Raw genomic sequence first — 19,239 nt, 5'->3', positions numbered from 1 at the left:
ACGGGGGTGCAGCCCTACGTTGTCCGGGTACAACCACCCGCTTCGTGGAGGGCACCACATGCTCAAGGGCTTCAAGGAATTCGTGATGCGCGGCAACGTCGTCGACCTCGCGGTCGCCGTCGTCATCGGCGCCGCGTTCACCAAGATCGTCAGCGCGCTCGTCGACGGGCTGATCAACCCGCTGATCGCGGCGATCTTCGGCAAGGCGGACCTCACCGGTGTCGGGAACTTCAAGATCAACGGCGCTCAGTTCTCGATCGGCCTGATCCTGGACGCGGCGTTGAGCTTCCTGTTCGTCGCCGCGGCCGTCTACTTCTTCATCGTGCTGCCGCTGAACAAGCTGGCCGAGCGCCGCAAGCGCGGGCAGGAGCCGGAGCCGGACCCGCTGACCACCGAACAGGAATTGCTGACCGAGATCCGCGACCTGCTGCGCAGCCGCCAGTCGTGAGCCTCAGCAGGTGGGCGTACAACCTCAGCCCCTGAGCTCGCCAACGCCCGCCTGCTCACCGGCACAACGCATCCAGCAGTGTGGGACCGGGCGCCAGAAGCTCCCGCCCATCCCCTCAGTTGACGAACTCCACGATCGTTCGCAGCAGCTGATCCAGGTACGGCGGGTCGTTGCTCATCCGAAAGGCGGGTGTCGGCGGTTCGGGACACCCGACCAGCTCACGACTCCCCCGGATCGACCGCAGCAAGGCGTCAACCGTCTTCCGCTGATGCGAAGCGTTCTCCGGTACCGACGGCAGGACCCCCACCCGAATTCGCGCCAGCGAGGCCACCTGTTCATCCGTCACACCGCGCAGGATGCCGCCCGCGAGCAGTTCGTCCGCGACCTCCGGCGGGCACCCGCGATTCACCATCCCGGCGTGAGCGCGCTCGTTCGCCGCGGCGTCGTCGCCGGTCGCGGGCCACGCCAGGAGGAGGCGATCAACCAGCTCCGGAAACCTCAACGCCAGCAGCACCGCAACCGTACATCCATTGGAGGCTCCAACGATTCTTACCGGCCAGGAACGCTTCGCCAGCTGTTCACCCAGCGCGGCGACCTCGACGTCCCACGCACTGGCTCGCTGCAGCCGGTCGGGCGCCAGTACTGCCATGCCCTCCGGCACGAGTGCCGCGGACAGGCCGTCGGTGATTCCCGTCGTACCCCAGAACGCTTCGGCGTCCATGGCTTCCCAGAGACCGCCGTGGACGAGGAAAACCGACGCGGTCATCCGTGGTGCGGGGGGACCTCGTTCAGGATGCGCTCGTCGTCGTCGCTGCTGAAGTCGTTGTCACCCCAGGTCCGCGGGTCGTCGTCCCGCGTCTGCTCCGGCAGCAGCGGCTCGTCGTCTTCGTACGGGCTCGTCATGCCTCCAGGCTACCGAGTCACCGGGGCCCTCCGGGAATGCTGCGCGGTGACCCGGAGGTAGGTGACCAGCGCGTGCACGTTACAGCTGCGCCACGGTTGGGGCTCGATCCCGCGGCGTGACCGGAAAGACGCGCCGCCGTGATGTTGCGGCACGCGCGGTGTGACCCCGTTCCACCATGATGGTGGACCTTGCCAACCCGGAAGGACCGAGTCGTGAGTGCACAACGGACACGGGGCCTGATCGGTGCGACGCTTGTCGTGGCTGTGCTCGGAGTTGCCGCCGCCTGCGGCACCGAGGACGCCTCGTCCCCGCCCGCCGCCCAGCCCACCCAAACGGTGACCATGCCGTCGCCCACCCCGTCAGCCAGTCCCAGCGGTACACCGAGCACGGACTGCCCCGAAACCATCACGGCCGTCCGTGCCGCGACCGACAAGGCGGTGTGGGGCCAGGGCGCGGCCACCTCGAAGTTCAACCCCGTCAGCGTGACGATCTGCCAGTACGACGCACAGGCGACCGGGCAGGACTACGCGACGATCACCACCAAGCGCATGGGCAAGCAGGCGACCGACCTGCTCGCCCTGGTCAACGCGGCGAAACCCGTCGCGAAGAAGCCGAGCATGTGCACCAAGGAGCTCGGCCCCACGTACGTGCTGCGGTTCACCGACAACGACCGCGGCGTCCTGTCGTTCACCGCTGAAGCCTTCGGCTGCCACCGTCTGGTGGCGACCTCGCTGGAAGGCCAGGGCAAGCCCGGCACGCTGCCGGCGCCGCGCCAGGTGACCGCCGAGCTGACGAAGTCGCTCGGCCTGCGCTGACCCCGCGCCGGACGCGCACCCCGAAGCCGTCCGAAGTGGGGTCTACCCGCGCCTGCCTTGCGGGTCCCTTTCGAGGTCGACCCGCGAGGCAGGTTGCGGTGGCCGCCGCGTGTGTCGCACCCTCGCACTGAGGGAGGGCGCATGCGAACGATCCGGCTGCTGTGCGCGCTCGCCCTGGCCTGCACCGCTTGCTCGGCTCCGGCGGCAGAGAACACGTCCTGTACGCCTGGCTTCACCTGTACGACGCTGCACGTCCCGCTCGACCGGCAACACCCGGACGGCCCGTCGCTCGACCTCGCCGTCATCGCCGCCGACAACGTGGACGCGTCCCGCGGTGTCCTCCTGCTGCTCACCGGTGGTCCCGGACAGCCCGGCGTACCGCTCCTCGCCAACCTGCGGCGCAACGTGCACCCTGACGTGCTGCGCGAGTACCGACTTGTCATGTTCGACCAGCGCGGCACAGGTCCTGACGGCATCAATTGCCCTTCTCTGCAAGAGACTGTGGGCGGTTCGGACTTCCTGACTCCACCGGCCACGGCTGTGGACGAGTGCGCCCAGCACCTCGGCTCCGGCGCTGGGTACTACGGAACCCCTGACACCGTCGACGACATCGAGCAGCTGCGCCAGTTCCTCAAGGTGGACCGGCTCACGATCGACGGGACGTCGTACGGCAGCTTCACCGCGGCGCAGTACGGACTGAAGTACCCGGGTCACGTGCAGGCGCTCGTGCTGGACTCCGTCGTACCGCACAAGGGATTCGACCCGATGGGTCTGGATCTGATGGCCGCGACCGCTGGTGTCCTCAAGGCGGCGTGCCACCAGGACGCCGCGTGCAAGACGGATCCGGTGGCGGACCTGGCGTGGCTGGTGCAACACGGCGTCAGCGGCACTGACCTGATGGAGACCTTGGCGGTCGCGAGCCTCAACTCGGTCAACCCGTCTCTCAAAGGCATCCCAGCCGTACTGCACTCCGCGCGCAACGGCGACGACATGGGTCTGAAGAAGCTGCTCCAACGGACCACCAGCAAGGGCCTGCCCTACGGCACGCTGTCCGCGGGCCTGCACATGGCCACCCTCTGCTCGGACCTCCGCTTTCCCTGGTCCGGCAAGTCCGACCGCAAGACCGCCCTCGACGACGCGGTACGGCGCCTCGACCCTGAGCAGCTGTACCCGTACGACATGGCGACCGCACACAACCAGCTGATGGTCCAGGGCTGTCTACGCTGGCCGGCTGACCGCGTGTCGACGTACCCGTCCGGACAGGAACTGACCCCGCGCACGCTGATCCTGCACGGGAGCAACGATCTGTTCTGCCCGCTCGACTGGGCCAGGTGGGAGAAGGCGCACGCACGGCACGCCGAGCTGGTCGTCGTACCCGGAAGCGGTCACAGCGTGCAACGGGACCCGCGTGGGAAGGCGGCGGTGCGGGAGTTCCTGCTCGACTAGAGATCGAACTGTGCGGGAACGGTTGCAGCACGTGGGCGGCTCGATGCGTCTAATAGATGTGAGGAGTTGTACGCCCAGCCAGGGAGTGGCGAGTGGAGTTCGAGGAGTACGTGTCCGCCCGTGGACAGGAACTGGTGCGGCTCGGGTTCACGGTCTCCGGCGACTACCAGCGGGCGGAGGACCTGGCGCAGATCGCGCTGATGCAGGCGTTCCGCTCCTGGCGGAAGGTGCGCAACGCGGACGATCCGCATCACTACGTCCGGCGGATCCTCGTGAACGAGTACTTGTCGATGACGCGCCGGCGCTCGTTCACCGAGGCGCCGACGGCCGACCTCGACCCGCAGCGCACCGTGCCGGACCACGCCACGCGGGTCGCCAACTCCGACGACCTGTGGCGCGCGCTGGCGACGCTGTCCGCCCGGGAACGCGTCGTCCTGGTCCTGCGCTACTACCAGGACCTGGACGACCAGACGATCGCCGACATGCTCGGCATCAAACCGTCCTCCGTGCGCGCGACCGCGAGCCGGGCGCTCGCGTCGCTCCGGCGGCGGCCGGCCTATTCAGGGGCCGGCGAGTCCAACCGTGTTGATGAGAGGTTGTCGTGAGCAACACCGATCTCGAGGATGACCTGCGAGGTACCTTCGAACGCGCCGCGGCCTCGGTGCCGCAGGCCGTGGACCTGACCGAGCGCGCCACCACGGGCGCCCGTCGCGCACAGCGCCGTACCTGGGTCGTTTCCGGCACAGCCGCCGTCGCGGTGGCTGCGATCGCGGTCGCCGGGTTCGGGCTGGCCGGGTCCCGGAACCAGCCGACGCAACCGCCGGTCGCCACCGGGCAGGCGCCGGCCTCGGCGAGTGCGACATCACAGGTGGTCTCGGCCCAGACCGTGGCCGGCACCTGGCGCCCGGTGCAGATGGTCGGCGCCAAGACGCTCCAGGCCGCCCGCCCGGACGACCCGGTGCTGGTGTTCAAGGCGGACGGGACGTGGACGGGCTCGGACGGCTGCAACGGACTGCAGGGGACGTACAGCATCGGTCAGCGTGGCGCGTTCAGCGCGACGTCCGGTCCGCAGCACCTGGTCGGCTGCGAGAACGTGCCGCACACCGGCGTACTGCATGCCGCCAAGCGGATCGCGGTCAGCGCCGACAGACTGCAGTTCTTCGGCGCCGACGGGCGTCAACTTGCCAGTTACGCTCGCGCAGGGTAGCCGGATCTGTTCGCGGACGGTGATCAGGTCTTGACGGAACGGAGTCCTTGAACGGACCATCTAGTGGTTTGGTCCACCGATCTGGGGAGCTTTGTGCGACTCTCTGTCACCGTCCCGCTGGTCACACTCGGCTCCATCTCACTCTTCGCGATCGCCCTCACCGCCCCTTCCTCGGGCGCGGTGACGGGTGCCGCGGTGTGCTCCCACGCGCAACCGAGTGTTAGCTCGACCGACGCGACGCGGCTGGCGCAGCCGACGTCGGCGTCCGATGCGCGACCGCTCGGTGAATCGCTCGGAGACGGCATCTCCGCCGCGGTCCGGTCCCTCGAACCGCTGGACGCGACCGGCCGCCCGACCTCCGGTCTGCCGTACGGGCTGAGCCAGGGTGTCATCGGCGTGGTCGGCTCGGCCACGACCGGCTACAAGGTGGTCGTGGACTCGGCGAAGCTGGATGCGAAGAAGTACGAGTCCGCGATGGCCCGCAACCTGCCCGCGGCCGGCAAGCCGTTGGTGAAGGTGGAGCGCAGCTGTCGTTCGGCCCAGTCGATCGCCGATGCCTGGAACGCAGTCGGCAACCGTTCGTGGTCCTCCGACGCGTCGCGTACGACATACGCCGCCGACCTCGATCCGGTGAGCGAGAACGTCGTCGTCGAGTACGACGAGGCGACGACCTCTCCCGCTTCGTTGGCGGGCCTCCGCGACCTGCCCGGCGTACAGCTCGTCGCCGGCTCGCTCGCACGCACATCCCGGCTGAGCGACACCCCGAAGGGCGGCCACTGGGGCGGTGCTCGGATCACGTCCGCACTCAAGAACTGCTCCGCCGGCTTCTCCGTCGTACGGCGCTCCAACGGCCAGCGCGGCTCCGTCACCGCAGGGCATTGCGGCGGCCCCGGTACGGTCTGGAAGTCAGGCACCAACTACTACGGCACCACCACAGTGCGCACGAACTACCCGGACTACGACCAGTCCCTGGTCACGGGCAGCACGTACGGCGCCAAGATCTGGACCGACGGCCCCGGCGACACCGTCAACACGCGCACCGTCACCGGCGGCGGCGACCCCGGCGTCGGCACGGTGATCTGCCAGTCCGGCAGCTTCAGTACGTCGCTCTGCAGTCTCACGGTCCGTTCGACGTCGGCGAAGTACTGCGACGCCGACGGCTGCACGACGTACGTCATCCGTGCCACCCGCGGCGGCCTGGTCGCGATCGTCGGCGGCGACTCCGGCGGTCCCGTGTACTCCCGCCGCGGCACCAGCTCCGCCACGATCCGTGGCATCACCTTCGCCGGCGCCGGCTGCGCCGCCTCCCGCTGCACCACCCTGTACGCCGAGCGGTACAACTCCATCACCGGCCACCTCGGCGTCACCGCCCTGACCGGCTGACCCACCCCCCAACTCCGCTAAGCTGTCCCCGCGTGCGCCCCCGTAGCTCAGGGGATAGAGCGTCGGTTTCCTAAACCGTGCGTCGCAGGCGTGAGATTGGTCTCGGAGCAGCCTCTGACCTGCGGAAATGTGCCGTGCCTAGCCCGTAGACAACCCGCTCGGGAACGGTTTTGGGAACAGATGCCTGCTACTCTGCGGCCATGGCGAAGCGATCGAAGCGGCGGGGGCACATCGAGGAGCGCTCAAACGGAACGTTCCGCGCCATCGTGTCCGCTGGCACCAATCCCCTCACCGGCAAACGCCTGGTACTGAAGTCTGAGCCCGTCGACGACTGGGATCAGGCCGAGGTGGAACTGACGCGGCTGCTCAGCCAGGTCGATGAGCAGAAGCACGCGCGGACCAACCTGACCGTCCTAGAGTTGATCGACAAGTGGTGTGCTGTCCGGGCGACCCAGGCGCGCCGCACCCGTCAGCGCCGAGACCAGTTGATCCGCGACTACATCGCCCCACGTTTCGAGGTCGCGAAGGCCAAGAAGTTCACTGCTGATCCGAAGGCCTCGATTGAGTTCCTGGAGGGGTACTACGCCCTGCTGCAATCGTGCCGATTCAACAACGTCCGCGGCACGAACCATAAGGCAAAGGACCACGTTTGCGAGCCGCTCGCGAACAGCTCGGTACGGGCGATCCACTTCATCCTCACAGCGGCGTTCAAGCAGGGGCTCAAGTGGGGCTACGTCGGCACAAACGTTCCCGCCATGGCCGATCCACCGGGCTTCGACCAACCCGAGCCCGACCCGCCAACACCTGACGAGCTGACCCCGTTGATGAACGAGGCCTTCAAGAGCCTCGACTGGGGCCTATTTCTCTGGCTGACCATGATCACCGGCAGCCGACGTGGCGAGATGTGCGTCCTGCGGTGGACCGACCTCAACACCGACCGCAAACGGCTGCACATCAAGCGCGCCGGCGATCAGCTCGCCGGGCGGGTCCTGGAAACCGTCACAAAGCGGAAGCAGCACCACCACGTCACACTGGACGACCTGACCATGGAGCTGCTGGAGAGCTACCGGGAACAGTGCGCTGAGCAGTGCAAGCGGCTTGGTCTTGAGCTGAGTGCAGACGCCTTTATGTTCTCCGGCTCCCCGGACTTCTCGTCCGCCCTGAAACCCAACACGGCAACACAGCGGTATCGCCGGGCCGCGACGCGACACCGGCTCCGCAGCACCCGCCTGCATTCGATTCGGCACTACTCCGCGACCGAACTGCTGTCGGCCGGCGTGGACATCAAGACCGTGCAAGGTCGGATCGGACACACGAGTGCAGCGACAACATTAAGGTTTTATGTGGCCTGGACTGACCGTGCCGACCAGTCCGCGGCCGACGTACTCGCCCAGACAATTCCCCGCCCGAGCTATGAGAATCATCATCGGCCGCTGCACGCGTACGAGCTACTCGCGGCAACGCTGCAGACAGAGATCGGGGCCGGCAAGTACCCGATCGGCGCCGAACTACCACTGTCCAGAGACCTCGCCGCTATCCACGGAGTATCCGTAGGCACCGTAAGTCGTGCGATCGCGTCACTCAAGGACAGCGGGCTTGTGGATGCCAAGCAGTACCGCCGAGCCAAGGTCATCAGTACGGCCGCGCCACAAGCTTGACTCCGTCAGTTGACGACCATGCATCGTGCTCTCATTTAGTGCCCCCGGCAGGATTCGAACCTGCGGCACATGGTTTAGGAAACCACTGCTCTATCCCCTGAGCTACGGGGGCGCGGGCATAGCCTACAGCCTGCCATCGCTCCTCTCCCTCCGCGGTCCGCAGCCTGACGACAGCTGCTCGAGAGTGCCGGGGCCCACCTCGTCACCTAGATTAGACGTCCGAAGGGCTGCCCCCGTCGGGTCGAGGCTGCTCGATTGTCTACTCACGTAGCCGGTAGGGGAAGTGCCACGCAGTCCGCGGCCCGCAGCGGTCCGCGACATCAAGCTCGTGAAATCCGGCTGTCCAACCACTCTCTGCCCGCCAGGAACCCGAGATCGTTCATCGCGCCCCTGTCGCCGACATCGGCGGCCCTGCGGTACCACTCCCGAGCACCCTCCAGATCCGGCGACTCGAGCCGCCTGGCCAACAGGACGCCGAGGGTGATCATGGCGTCGGTGTTGGCGAGGTCGGCGGCCTTCGTAGGCCATTCCTTGGCCGCATCAGGCGGATCGGTTTCGCTAGACCCCTGCGGCGGGGAATCCCAGGCGGACAGTGTGAAGGAACCATCGAATACCCGCCTCGGAGCCTTCGACGACGTCCTGGAGGACAGCTCCGGCATCCTGATAGATGGACAACCAAGCGTCCCGGTCGCGCGGTGGGATGCCCTGATGTGAGACCGCCTGGGCGACGTCCTGGAGCAAGGTCTGGCGATACTCAACCCCAATCCGGCGGCGGTGGGTCAGTTGACCGTAATAGTCGCTGACGAAGAGCCGACGACCCGGGAACCGGCGAGTGAGGCCGGAGACGACGTCAACTGCCCGCGCCGAACTCGGCCAGAAGAAGGCGTTGAGCACGTTGCCGGCATGGATCGCGGCGACGTCGTCGAGCCCCGACATCTGGAGTGACTCCACGTCCTCGAACGGGTGCTGGCAGATTGACACGCGGCCATCGAGGCCAGCTGATCGGATGCGCTCGGTTGCGAAGCTGCACATCGAAGGGTCAGTGTCGATGCCCCAGCCTCGGAAGGCTTCGTCCCTCCCGGCCAGCTCCACGAGCAATCGGCCCGGCCCACATCCGATGTCCAGGAGCGAACGTACGTCGCTGCCACGGAGCAGCACACCCACGAGTGTCGCCCCCTCCTGGTGCAACCCTGCGTAGGCCTGGGCGAGGCGACTCGTGGTCGCGGGCACCTGAGGCGCGCTCGCCGTTGCGCCCAACTGCGCCAGGAGTCGCCCGTATGCGCCAACCAGCTTGTGGAGATGAAAGGGCAACGATGACCATGAACGATAGCGCGCCCGAAGGCGATACGTTCCGGCGGGTGCGCGCTCGACAATGTCGGAGCTTTCGGCCGCGAATTCCAGGAGCGCGCGCGCCACCGCTTCATCCTCGTCTAGAAGGACGGCAGCCTCGCCTGTGGTTATCTCGTCACGCAACCGATCGAGTATGCCTGTACGGAGGAAAGCATCGAGGATCAGCGCAAGGTAGTACCCCTCGATGACCTCGAAGACGCTTTGCCCAGCCATGAGTCGCTATACGATGGGAGATTCGGCCACCGCCGAGATTGGGTGCTCGGGCGCCCATGCGGCCGAAGCTCCAGTCGCAGGAGGCAGATCCAACGCTAGACCTTCCGGCTCCAGCGCACCCAGCCCTTGAAGCCAGCCCAGCGCGGCCATCGTTTGGTCCGCGTCGAACAACGGCGGCCCGAAGGCTCTCAAGATCTCGTCCACCGCTCGCCCCTGAGCAAGAAAGTCGACGAGCGCGCGGCTTGCCGCATTCAGCGCGAAGTTCCGGATCCGGCGATGACGCTGATCATCCGCCACCAACAGCCAATCGGACCGCTCCATTAGCAGCTCGACCGGCATGGCACCTGGATCGGAGTCCTTCGCAAGACGATCCAGGATCTCGGCGGCCGCATGGGCGCCCGAGAACACCACGGCTGTGTAGGCAAGCCGGTGCCGCGCCTCAGACAACTCGCTGGCCGCGCCCGACTCGCGGCGGTTCCACTGCGATCCTCGTTCCGCCCTTCTGACCAACTCCGCGCACACGAGCCGGTAACGCACGAGCGACACCCGATGGTCATCTGCCCCGAATCTCGCCGCGTGATGAAGCGTTCAATCAGATCGGGGTCGACGCGATCCGGCTCCGACGGATCCGTCCAATCCTGCATCGCGAAGATCAGTCTGCTAAGACTCCCGCCGAAGTCGGCTAGTAGATACCGAAGGAGCACGAAGCCTAGCTGGGAGAGGCACAGGTAGGCCGATGTGACGAACACATGCTGGCGGCGCGGAAGTGCGCCAGGGTAGTAGTGATGATTCATGAAGACCTGCGGGTGCTCCGCCATCAGGTCGGCGTCGTCGGGTTCAAGGGTGGGGAAATTGAAGTCGGAGATATGACCGTCGTATGCGAGGCGGTCACCAAACTGGTCGATCAACGCGGTCCCTGGCTCAGGTGTGAGCAGGTGGAGCTGGATGGTCAGACTCTCCGGATAGCGCCCTATGCTTGAACCGATCGCATCGAGCGTTTGCGCCTGGTCTTCGTGCTCTTCTTCAGGATAGCCTGTGATAAAGGACGCCGTAGGTCGCATGTTGAGCGCGATCGTCGTGTCAAGGATGGGCTCGTACAGATCCAGATCTAGGTGCTTTGACACAATCTTCTGCATCCGCCGTGAGCCGGTCTCGACGCCGTAGTAGATCGACTGGCAGCCCGCAGCGCGCATCCGCGCAAGCAGCTCGGCATCAACACAATCCATCCGTGCCGAACAGCGCCAGCCGTAACCACGATCCTCCACCGCGTCGCAGAATTCTCGGACTTTGGCCTTGCTGACCGTGAACAGGTCGTGCATCAAGGCGAATTCCGAGATGCCGTATTGCGCGTGGAGGAAATCCAGTTCGGCCACGAGGCGCCGAGATGACTTGAGGCGGTACCGCCGCCCGAAGAAGCTAGCAGTCGAGCAGAATGTGCAGTCGAACGGACAGCCTCGACCGGCCTCGACCCGGATGGCGCGGAGGCCGACCTGTTCGATCGGGTAATGGTCGAAGGCCGGCCAAGGCAGCTCGTCGAGGTCCATGAGCTGCGGACTCTGGGGAGTCTCAACGATCTCATTATCGTGGCGAAAGGTCACTCCCGGAACCTCGTCGAGGTTTCCCGAGCGAAGACCCTCCAGGAGTCGCGGCAGAGAGGCCTCGGCTTCGCCGCGGACGACGACGTCGAACTGCGGAAAGCGCTCCGTCACCTGCCGATGAAGAATCGAGACATGGGGACCGCCAACGATGATCGGCAGGCCCGGATCTGCTCGCTTCAGATAGGCGGCCACCTTTAGGGTGCAGATGAAGTTGCAGCCGAGGGTCGTGAAGCCGACGACATCGGGCTTGCGCCGGCGGATCGCCTCGGCCATCGCCATGTACAGGGACGCGTCTAATGCGAGCTCGCCGCGGGCGATAGCGAGTTTCGGATCATAGAGGATCCCCTGATGGCCGTTTGCTTCGGCGACCGCGATGAGAGAGATCAGTCCCAGGTGCGGTTGGAGATCGAAGTGGTGCGTCCAGCCGCCCTGCTCCAGCAGAAGGTTGTCAACAAGGACGAGACGCATCGCGACTCCCCGATCGCATCGGTCGATCCATACCCACCAGTCCCTGTGTCTGGGCTACTTCCAGAACGCCTCTGGTCATCGGAACGGCCATGCCGGCACGGCGGTTCACCGTCGCAAGCGAGCGTCGACCATCGACCTGGGCCAGGATCCCGCTCGTGCCAGCGTCGAGTTCCAAGAGCCTGACACAACCTTTGCGTGGATCCATCCAGTAGCCGATCCAACGGGACCGCGTGATGACCGCGCCCGCCCCGAAGCATCCTTGGTTGATTGCCCTGATCGACGCCTCAGGATCCGTATCGAATCTGACAATCCGAAGGACTCCGCGCACGAACGGAACGAGCCGCAAGCCGTCACGGGAGCTCCGGGTCGCCAGCCCTTCGCCTGCTCCCGGGTCGGATAGACCTCTGGTCGAGCTTCCTGCCGCTCCGGCAAGCCACCGTGCCTCCTCATGCCTAGCGACGTCTGTCAGACCCGGAAAGTCACGCGGCGAGATCTCCGATTCGAGGAACCGCAGGAACCTCGAGATCTTGTCGTTTCGTGTGCTTGCGGTTGCGCGCAACTGTAGATATGTCGGCCGATAGCGTGCGAAGAACTCGATCTCGAAGCGGTACGCCTTGAGGATGGCGCGGGTGTAGGGAAGGACTGGCCAGAGGTCGTTGTGGTGCACCTTAGTGATGAACCCAGTGAAGTGACGGATCCGCGACCAATCGAGGCATTGCAGGTCGGAGCGGGTGGCGTCGTCCAAGTCGAGGCCAAGGAGCCCTGACGTTGGATCGGTGCACATCATTGCGAGGAAGGCCGGGTCCATGATGGACCTTGCCAAGATCGCGTTTACCGCACCGGCCGTGGCAGTAGTCACGTTGCAACCTGAGATGTGACCGAACGTGCTCGAGCGATCTCTTCGAGGAGTACGCGGTTCGGGAACTCTGCAGACCAGTTGTATTCCAAAGTGATGGCGCGAACGCCGCCATGGGCGAGCACGTGCTGGAGTAGCTCGAACTCGATGTCCGGAGCCCGGCTCGCATGGTTGTCCCACGACGCGCCAACCTCCTCATCGACCCCGGAAATGTGAACTTCGACAACCCGCTCGAGCGGTAGCGCGAGCAGTTCGCGCAGCGGATCAAAGCCCATCGTGCGCGACGTGATGTAAAAGTGGGCGAGGTCGAGCAACAACCCGACCGGTGATCGTCGACACAGCTCACCGATGAACTCCGTCTGGGTCATCGTGCTGCTAGGGATCGGGAAGTAGATCGGGGGGTTCTCAAGAATCAGCGGCGCTCGAAGCCGCCTGCCGGCGGCCTCGACAGCGGCCACGACCGTCCGGAGCGTGTGCTCATTCCACGGCGGTGCCACCGTGTACCCGATGTTGTACGGCTCGCCCGGCGCATACTCATCGGTGTGTTCGCCAGACGCCGCTCGATCGGCGGAGATGAACGACAGGTGCTCGCCGATCCAAGGCGAGGCGAGTCGAGCGCTCCAGTCGTCGATCGCTGCGAGCGTTGTCGGCGGCGCCGGGAGGGATCCTGCGATCGACAGGCTCGCGCAGTGGAGGATGACCGGCTTGGCCCTCGCGATCTCGCTGACTTTTGGCGCGTGTTCAAGCAACTCGAACGGCAACTCCACGTGATCAACCGCATCCGGATTGGAGGCCAGGAAACCTGGCGTCCGACTGCTGTAGGCCACGCCCAAGCTCGGTTGCGACAGCATCGTCATCCCAAGGCCTCGTCCCCCGAAGCAGCGAGCGGTCAGTCGACGATGACTCCGCCGTCAGGCCCGTCGAGGGCCTTTAGCTCGAGTAAGTCGGTGACCGAGATCTCGCGGAACGTGAAGGTCACCCTACCGTTCTTCTCCATGCATTGCTTCGCGGCTTCGCGCTGTTCCTCGCCAAGGGCAAAGACGACCGCGTCCGGCGTGACGGCGACGTGAGGTCCGCGCAAGTCGACCGGCCGTCGCGGCTCCTGTGAGGGATCATTGTTGGCCATCGGACACCTTCACCTCCGGACCCAAACCGCCCAGCAGCATCGGCGATTTGCCGAGCCATCTGGTCGGAACAAGTGGGAATCCAATATGACCGTATGCGGCCGCACGCGTAGGGGCAAGGTTATAGGCCAGAGTAATCACGGCCTGTTCGGTTTCCGAATCCGGAAATCACCCCATCGTTCGAATGAAGCAAATGTTCAGTCTAGGCCAAAAATGCGGGTGCTCGCGCTACGCCTGGAGTAACTCAATCCTCGAGCCGATAGATTCAAGCGATCGAAATAATCAATCGACTGCCTAAAGCCAACTCTGGTGGTTGACGCGGCGCGAAAGTCGGAGGACGGTGAAAGGAAAGGTTCGCCGTCACCGACGGCCCAAAATCGTGCGCATGGTCGGAAATTCAACCGATCCCTCGGATCACGTGGACGATGAGCCCGGTAGATGGGCATTGATCGCATCTCATCAATCGAGCCCCTGAGGTCTGCCATTCGGCGACAGACATGATTCCAAGCTACGGGGAGCGACCTTGCCAGGACACGTGTGTGGACTCACGCAGTTGCAATGCGATTCACCAAAGTTGACGGCTAGCCCGACTTCAACGAATTGGTCGCAGGCCGGACACCCAGGCTGCACACCGCGACGGCGTCCTCAAGGCCAGCGACACAACCTCTCTTAAACCCAAGTTGATGATCGGGAAGCAGAAATGTCCGAAGAATCCGAACACTCGCTCAGTGACGATCAGGTTCAAGTCAAAGCAGACTACAGGACCGATCAAGAATTCTTTCCAAAGGTGCTTCGCGAGCTTGCGAGCCTGGAACGGCGTCTTGCTGACGCAAAAGATGAAGACGAGCTATCCGTGTCAGTAGGTTCCCTAAACACTATTCGCTGGGGAATGCGTGCAATGATAAAATCCCAGGGCGATCTCTTCGGGCGCGGCTCCGTGGGGATTAGCGGCGATAACGACACCGGCGACCGCGGCGCAAACTGCGACTACAATCCTTTCAATAAGGTAAACTTCGGCGACTTCTGATGACCCATTGAGGAAATGTGACACTTCACCGGCTCTTGCATCCACATACTGTCGAGGATTTCTTCTCGAGTGTCTGGGAAAGAGAGCATCTTCATATAACTCGTGAGGAGAACCCTGAACTCCTATCCTTCTTTGAAGAGCTGATTACCTTTGAGGATATCGACGAGCTTCTGACGACAACATATGCCACCCGTCAGCGACGGTGGGATTCGATCCGAATGGGACAGGGCGGGATAATGATCTCGCCAGAGATGTACCTCTCTAATCGAAATGGGCCAATGGCAGATGTCGACGTCGATCGGGTGCTTGAACTACACAGGGCGGGCGCATCGATCATCCTCAATTCCGTCCACGAGGCATTACGTCCCGTGGGTGAGCTGTGTCGAGCACTCTCCGACTCGATGGGCATTCACGTCCATGGCAATGTCTACATCACTCCGCCAGCCGCCCAGGGCTTTCCAGTGCACTTTGATTCCCATGACGTCTTCCTTCTTCAAATCGTCGGAGAAAAGCGTTGGGAACTCGCTCACTCACAGGTTCCGCTGGCCACATTTGAAGCGCAAAACGAAGACCAGCTGGCGCCTCAAGGAACGCAGACAACGATCCATCTCCAGAGCGGTGAACTGTTGTACATCCCGCGCGGGGTTCTTCACGAAGGTGTGACCTCTAAGGAAATGTCTGCCCACCTGACAATTGGCATGAATCCCTTTACATGGGCCCAACTTCTCCACGACCTGGTCGAACAGGTGGAGACAACGGATGCGGAGTTTAGAAGTTCGGTCCCTACTGGCCTGAGGCGGGTGGGTGATACCGGCGAAGACTATCAAGTCACGCTTTCCCGATTGACCCGAAAGCTATACGTGAGTAACGAACTCGTCAGCCGATCAGTGGACCGTATAACTCGCGAACGTAGCGATCGAGGCCCCGCTCGTCTGCGCGGCGTCCTCTACTATATGCATTCAGTGGACAGAATTTGTTCTGACACCCGCTTGCGGCCCTGCGGAACTCAGGCCCCCGACATGACGCGAACTGACGGCGAGCTAGTACTGCGCTTCGGCGATCGAGTCCTGACACTGCCGTCTTTTACGGAGGTCCATGTGCGGGCCCTGTTCGCCGGCCAGCCGATTTGCGCGAGCGACCTTCCCCCAGGAATCGACCGCGAAGGCAGACTTGTTCTTGTTCGTCGGCTTGTCGAGGAAGGACTGCTTGTCCCGATAGAGCGAGTTTAGCGAGCATTACCGACTCGAGAATCGTCCGTCGCCGGTTCGTCAGGTACCTAGCCTGCCCCTGGCGGCTTCCATCACCCGGCGTCGCTGATTCTGGTTGGCATGGGGTATGGAAAGGGCTATCGCGGATGCTTATGAGGCTGTGCCCCTGCGATCTGTCCAGGTCGGATCCCGACGAAGTGAGACGTCTTCAAGGTTGCTCCAGTTTCTCTCGACGTCCGGCTGGAGGTGCGCGATGGTGGTGATGATCGTGGTAGCTCACCATCAGTGTGGCCGAGCCACCGATGGCCGCAGCCCCGCAGCGCCCTCCACCCGGGGCACGTCAACTGGAGAAAGGTGCCACCCCGATGAATGTGGCAACCTTCGGATCTCGTTTTACGCCATGCGCAAGGCGGCTTACGCTCCCAAGGTGGCATGCGGGCCGTGCCGGTCACCGAGCAGACGAACCGGACCGTTTCGCCTCCGATCGAAAGACCCAGAGCCCTCTGGTGACAGGGTGTCCGGCCGGCGTGGCCGGGAGATCCATCTGCGGGCTGAACTCGTGCCGATGTGGGTCGTCCGGACCCGGCCCCAGTCCCGCAAACAGCTTCCGGACATCGTCGTCAACCAAGGCGATGGTTGCCGAAGCGAACGCCACATCACACCTGATTTGCACCGGGATCCACCCCTGGCTCGGAACGTCGCCACACTCCACCGTCAGGTTCGGCTTGGACTGCTGATGGGCTTGCGCCTCTTGCAGCTCGCGGGATCGGCTCGCCTCTTCGAGCGCGGTAGTCGCGATCTGATTCGCCGCTTCGGCGGCAGCAGCCTCCCGTTGGCCCGCGGCCAGAGCATCAGCGGCGATCTTGTTCGCGGACTCTGCAGCAGCGGTCGATCGTTTGGACTCTTCGAGGGCTCCGGCGGCGGTGGTGTTCGCCTTGCGCATGCTGAGCAGGGCCAGTGTCGCCGTGACAGCGCCGATCGCAGCCCCGATCAGCCCGCCCAGCAAGCCATCCCACAGTTGTGCATCTGCCATGCAGTGCACTGTGGGGCATCACTGCGGTAGGCCGCCAGTTCCCCGGGCCGCGACCACTCGCTCATCGACGGGTTACGCGGGTTGCAAGCGGCCTTCGGCGTCGGCAACCTTGGCGGCAGCATCTCGAGCCGGCAGGTCGTCTTCGAACGGTCAACCCTGACCGCGCGGCCAGCAGAGGGCGACACGGACAGTTGCGGCGGCGATCGCGCCATGCTCTCTAGACCGGTAAGTTGACCCCATGCCGGGCGAAGCGATGCACCATAAGGGTGCGGACGGTGCGCGCCGGGCGAAGGCGTGGCTCGATGCGACGACACGCACCCGTGCGACCTGGACGAATGAGGACGCGGTAGCGGCGGGCCGTCTGACCTTCAACTGGCCGTACGCCGGTCAGAACGAGTTCTCATACGACGTCGGCGGCATCCTGTTCGGAGAGCCCTTTGACAACCATGCATTCGTTGCTGAGGTGAAGAACTACAGCGGCGATGGTCTTGGCGCAGACTTCGACGACTTCCTGGCGAAGTGCTATCTGGTGGCGCGGGACCATCCGAAGCTGGCGAACCAGTTCATGTTCATCACCTGGCACCCCTTTCGAGTGAAGACGTGGACGCAGCTCACCGACCGCAGCTCCGTGCTCGATGGCTGCACGACACCTAAGAACCGGATGCGTCTCCTCGACATCGATGACCATGCTGAGCTTGCCGCCACCACGGCGCAGAAGGTGGCCGCGGGGGCGACTGCCAAGGCCGCCGCTCTCGCGGCCGAAGAGGAGGCCTCGGCAGCAGCACAGACGGATCTGGACCAAGACGTCGTTGATCGTCTGTGCGGCAACCTGTGGTTGTTCGTGTTGTCCGAGAAGCAGGAGCAGCTGTTGATCTCTCACGATGACCGTGCCCTAATCGTTCAAGAGCGGGTACGGAGGGGGATCGTGTGATCGACTTCGCCGAGGTAGTGCGATCGCTCGACGCGGACGATCCGCGCGGGAACATCACCGCGATCAAGGACGCGGTGAAGGAGCAACTCCAGGCCACTGACAATCGAGTGCACGTCGACGTTACAGACCACTTCAACCACTCGTTCGTACCGGACCTGGTGCTGTCCTGGCCGGGCACAAAGGGCACTCGCCAGGTGTTCCTACGAACCGCCTTCCACGAAGCCGACATCAGGCGCGATATCGACACACTCGGTGCCGAGCGCCCCATCCTCCTGAGCCTTGCCCGGCTGCCCGACCGAGATGAGTCGAATGCGATCCTGAGTCGTCGGGCCAAGGAGACCAACTCCCTCGTCGCTGACCCTTACGGCTTAGAGGTTCTCGACGAGACCGCCGCGACCAAGCCGGTCGTCACGCTGCTCTCCCATGCCGTTCTACAGGGCGGCCGGGGACTGATGAGCTCCAATAGCGCGCGAGCCTCCGGCGACAGCGTCGACGCTGGGTTCGACGGAGCCCGCGCCGGCGATCCGACGACAACGTCAGCCGCCGTCGATGAGGCGGCCGACTTGCTGGACTCTTACCGTGCATCACAAATCAACCGTCTGCTTCACGCAGTCTGGGTTGGATCTGGGCGGCCGGCGAGCAGCTTTCCTGGTGCAGCCGGGCTCACAGCCATTCTGGATGCAGAGTCATTGCGCTTTGTGCTCGACCTGCCTGATATCGACGACCCCGATTTCTGGACCCGCCTCGGATCTGGTCTCACAACTGACCGCCTCTGCGAACTGCAGTCGTTTCCAGCCTCCGAGAACCTTCAGCGGCTTCTCGCTGGCAATGCGCACCGCCTGATAGCGAAGGCCGCCCGCGTCCTGCGCAGGACGGAAACCTGGCCTGACTCCCCAGAGTGGTCTGTCGCGGCGAGCAACCTTGTTCTCCGAATCGAGAACAGCGCCATCCACTTCGCCCCGCGCGCAGTCGACCAACTTCCGTCGCCGCAGCCGGACCAGCCAGCAATTACAGTCGACCAGCTTCAGATCCGGGCACAGTCGAGCCGAGTTCGTCTGGGAGAGGTTCGGCTGTCGAACGGTGACCACGTGATCTCCTACGGCGCCGAGGACGACGCCGACGTAGCGCAGGCTGCTGCTCTGGCGTCGATGCAGCAGCTCATCCCGAACGCCACCCTGACGGCCGCAACGGCGTTTGCCGGGACGAAGGAAGTCCGGTGCACCTTCAGCACCCGGACCGCGGCTGGAAATAGTTCCGCTAGATTCCTTCTGTCGGAGCTGGCAGGAATCGCCGTCCCACTGTTCATCGCCCCGGATCCGTCATCGGCCAGCTCAGTGGAGGCGATGCTTGCGCGGACAACACGCGAAGTTGAAAACGTGGATGACGCACCGCACTCGGCAATCGAGCAGGCTGTAGACCCAATGCCCTCGGCGATCGAGCGGGCTGTCGACCGATCGCGGACGGATGCACCTGAATGACCGTCGCTAGTTGGCAACATCGAGCGGAGGGCTTCTAATCTGTGGGTCGCAGGTTCGAATCCTGCCGGGGGCGCTCCGCGAACACGCAGGTC

General features: G+C 64.3%; 20 protein-coding genes and 1 tRNA gene. 11 read left to right on the top strand and 10 right to left on the bottom strand.

Annotated elements, in window-relative coordinates:
• Nucleotides 1–58 precede the first annotated feature (58 nt).
• Nucleotides 59–448, top strand: a complete 390-nt coding sequence (gene mscL / locus EV647_RS23285) for a large conductance mechanosensitive channel protein MscL (RefSeq protein WP_134006300.1) — start codon at nucleotides 59–61, stop codon at nucleotides 446–448.
• Nucleotides 449–563: 115 nt separating this feature from the next.
• Here mscL and EV647_RS23280 read toward each other — a convergent pair whose 3' ends face one another.
• Nucleotides 564–1,214: an alpha/beta hydrolase gene (locus EV647_RS23280; protein ID WP_134006298.1), complete on the bottom strand. Its 651-nt coding sequence runs from the start codon at nucleotides 1,212–1,214 to the stop codon at nucleotides 564–566.
• On the bottom strand, nucleotides 1,211–1,351 hold the full coding sequence (locus EV647_RS42135; protein WP_166658505.1) for a hypothetical protein: 141 nt from the start codon (nucleotides 1,349–1,351) through the stop codon (nucleotides 1,211–1,213). Before EV647_RS42135 ends, EV647_RS23280 begins: the two co-directional genes overlap by 4 nt.
• A 213-nt stretch (nucleotides 1,352–1,564) precedes the next feature.
• Between EV647_RS42135 and EV647_RS23275 the strand changes: the two genes are divergently transcribed.
• The 6 genes from EV647_RS23275 to EV647_RS23250 all read left to right on the top strand — a co-directional run bounded on the left by EV647_RS23275 (nucleotide 1,565) and on the right by EV647_RS23250 (nucleotide 7,861).
• Entirely contained in the window at nucleotides 1,565–2,167 is a 603-nt protein-coding gene (locus EV647_RS23275; RefSeq protein ID WP_238175593.1) for a hypothetical protein, read from the top strand.
• Between the two features lie 141 nt (nucleotides 2,168–2,308).
• Entirely contained in the window at nucleotides 2,309–3,613 is a 1,305-nt protein-coding gene (locus tag EV647_RS23270; protein ID WP_134006296.1) for an alpha/beta hydrolase, read from the top strand.
• Between the two features lie 92 nt (nucleotides 3,614–3,705).
• Complete coding sequence (locus EV647_RS23265; RefSeq protein WP_134006293.1) at nucleotides 3,706–4,218, top strand: SigE family RNA polymerase sigma factor; 513 nt, start codon at nucleotides 3,706–3,708, stop codon at nucleotides 4,216–4,218.
• Nucleotides 4,215–4,820, top strand: a complete 606-nt coding sequence (locus EV647_RS23260; protein WP_134006291.1) for an META domain-containing protein — start codon at nucleotides 4,215–4,217, stop codon at nucleotides 4,818–4,820. The genes EV647_RS23265 and EV647_RS23260 overlap by 4 nt, the downstream gene beginning before the upstream one ends.
• A 93-nt stretch (nucleotides 4,821–4,913) precedes the next feature.
• A complete protein-coding gene (locus EV647_RS23255) occupies nucleotides 4,914–6,203 on the top strand; it encodes a S1 family peptidase (RefSeq protein ID WP_238177351.1) in 1,290 nt (429 codons plus the stop codon).
• Between the two features lie 200 nt (nucleotides 6,204–6,403).
• Entirely contained in the window at nucleotides 6,404–7,861 is a 1,458-nt protein-coding gene (locus EV647_RS23250; RefSeq protein ID WP_134006289.1) for a tyrosine-type recombinase/integrase, read from the top strand.
• A gap of 39 nt (nucleotides 7,862–7,900) precedes the next feature.
• On the opposite strand, the gene EV647_RS23245 is transcribed toward EV647_RS23250, so the two are convergent.
• The 7 genes from EV647_RS23245 to EV647_RS23215 all read right to left on the bottom strand — a co-directional run bounded on the left by EV647_RS23245 (nucleotide 7,901) and on the right by EV647_RS23215 (nucleotide 13,472).
• Nucleotides 7,901–7,973 (bottom strand) — tRNA-Arg (locus EV647_RS23245).
• 446 nt (nucleotides 7,974–8,419) lie between these two features.
• Nucleotides 8,420–9,424: a cyclopropane-fatty-acyl-phospholipid synthase family protein gene (locus EV647_RS23240; RefSeq protein ID WP_134006287.1), complete on the bottom strand. Its 1,005-nt coding sequence runs from the start codon at nucleotides 9,422–9,424 to the stop codon at nucleotides 8,420–8,422.
• 6 nt (nucleotides 9,425–9,430) lie between these two features.
• Nucleotides 9,431–9,763 carry a hypothetical protein gene (locus EV647_RS23235; RefSeq protein ID WP_134006285.1) on the bottom strand — a complete coding sequence of 111 codons (333 nt, stop codon included), beginning with the start codon at nucleotides 9,761–9,763 and terminating at the stop codon, nucleotides 9,431–9,433.
• Entirely contained in the window at nucleotides 9,745–11,490 is a 1,746-nt protein-coding gene (locus tag EV647_RS23230) for a B12-binding domain-containing radical SAM protein (RefSeq protein WP_134006283.1), read from the bottom strand. The genes EV647_RS23235 and EV647_RS23230 overlap by 19 nt, the downstream gene beginning before the upstream one ends.
• Nucleotides 11,471–12,349, bottom strand: coding sequence for a hypothetical protein (locus EV647_RS23225; protein WP_134006282.1), 879 nt, complete (start codon nucleotides 12,347–12,349; stop codon nucleotides 11,471–11,473). Before EV647_RS23225 ends, EV647_RS23230 begins: the two co-directional genes overlap by 20 nt.
• On the bottom strand, nucleotides 12,346–13,203 hold the full coding sequence (locus EV647_RS23220) for a DUF692 family multinuclear iron-containing protein (RefSeq protein WP_134006280.1): 858 nt from the start codon (nucleotides 13,201–13,203) through the stop codon (nucleotides 12,346–12,348). Before EV647_RS23220 ends, EV647_RS23225 begins: the two co-directional genes overlap by 4 nt.
• A gap of 32 nt (nucleotides 13,204–13,235) precedes the next feature.
• Entirely contained in the window at nucleotides 13,236–13,472 is a 237-nt protein-coding gene (locus EV647_RS23215; protein WP_134006278.1) for a hypothetical protein, read from the bottom strand.
• Nucleotides 13,473–14,170: 698 nt separating this feature from the next.
• Here EV647_RS23215 and EV647_RS23210 point away from each other — a divergent pair.
• Both EV647_RS23210 and EV647_RS23205 read left to right on the top strand, forming a co-directional pair.
• Nucleotides 14,171–14,497, top strand: a complete 327-nt coding sequence (locus EV647_RS23210; protein ID WP_134006276.1) for a hypothetical protein — start codon at nucleotides 14,171–14,173, stop codon at nucleotides 14,495–14,497.
• A gap of 17 nt (nucleotides 14,498–14,514) precedes the next feature.
• A complete protein-coding gene (locus tag EV647_RS23205) occupies nucleotides 14,515–15,726 on the top strand; it encodes a cupin domain-containing protein (protein WP_134006274.1) in 1,212 nt (403 codons plus the stop codon).
• A gap of 427 nt (nucleotides 15,727–16,153) precedes the next feature.
• Here EV647_RS23205 and EV647_RS23200 read toward each other — a convergent pair whose 3' ends face one another.
• Nucleotides 16,154–16,738, bottom strand: a complete 585-nt coding sequence (locus EV647_RS23200; protein ID WP_134006273.1) for a hypothetical protein — start codon at nucleotides 16,736–16,738, stop codon at nucleotides 16,154–16,156.
• A gap of 238 nt (nucleotides 16,739–16,976) precedes the next feature.
• Here EV647_RS23200 and EV647_RS23195 point away from each other — a divergent pair, with 238 nt between their 5' ends.
• On the top strand, nucleotides 16,977–17,669 hold the full coding sequence (locus EV647_RS23195; RefSeq protein ID WP_134006271.1) for a hypothetical protein: 693 nt from the start codon (nucleotides 16,977–16,979) through the stop codon (nucleotides 17,667–17,669).
• Nucleotides 17,666–19,147, top strand: coding sequence for a hypothetical protein (locus tag EV647_RS23190; protein WP_134006269.1), 1,482 nt, complete (start codon nucleotides 17,666–17,668; stop codon nucleotides 19,145–19,147). Before EV647_RS23195 ends, EV647_RS23190 begins: the two co-directional genes overlap by 4 nt.
• The last annotated feature ends 92 nt before the right edge of the window (nucleotides 19,148–19,239 follow it).

Source organism: Kribbella sp. VKM Ac-2566, assembly GCF_004366005.1.
Taxonomy (GTDB): domain Bacteria; phylum Actinomycetota; class Actinomycetes; order Propionibacteriales; family Kribbellaceae; genus Kribbella; species Kribbella pratensis.
This window is presented reverse-complemented; position numbering and strand designations above follow the sequence as displayed.